The sequence below is a fragment of the Pseudomonas sp. TYF_14 genome (assembly GCF_043105275.1).
GTDB classification, from domain to species: Bacteria; Pseudomonadota; Gammaproteobacteria; order Pseudomonadales; family Pseudomonadaceae; genus Aquipseudomonas; species Aquipseudomonas alloputida.
In genome coordinates this window covers 1-392 of the sequence record NZ_JBICLK010000099.1, presented here as the reverse complement: position 1 = coordinate 392, position 392 = coordinate 1, and the positions used below count along the sequence as shown (strand labels likewise).

Below are 392 nucleotides of genomic sequence, written 5' to 3'. Positions count from 1 at the left end.
GGCTTTTCTTCTTCGGCCAGGCGGAAGGCTTCGCGCATGCGGGCCGGGATGTTGTCGGCCGAGGCGAACTGGTGGGTGTACTTGGTGATGGGGTCCATCATGCCGCACACGTCAATGATCTGGAAGCGACCCTGCTTGGACTTCTTGATCGGCTTCTGCCCGGTGATCATCATCATCGGCATGCCGCCCAGGTAGGCGTAGGCGCTGGCGGTCACCAGGTTGGTGGCACCAGGGCCGAGGGTCGACAGGCTGACGCCGGTCTTGCCGGTCAGACGACCGTAGGTGGCAGCCATGAAACCTGCAGACTGCTCGTGACGGGTCAGTACCAGCTTGATCTTCGACTTGCGCAGGGATTCGAGCAGGTCGAGGTTTTCCTCACCGGGAATGCCGAA

At 61.7% G+C, this 392-nt stretch carries 1 protein-coding gene; it reads right to left on the bottom strand.

What is annotated here, in order from left to right:
* The coding region (locus tag ACF8O8_RS27545) for a thiamine pyrophosphate-binding protein (protein ID WP_392510931.1) at window positions 1-392 on the bottom strand (392 nt) is incomplete at both ends.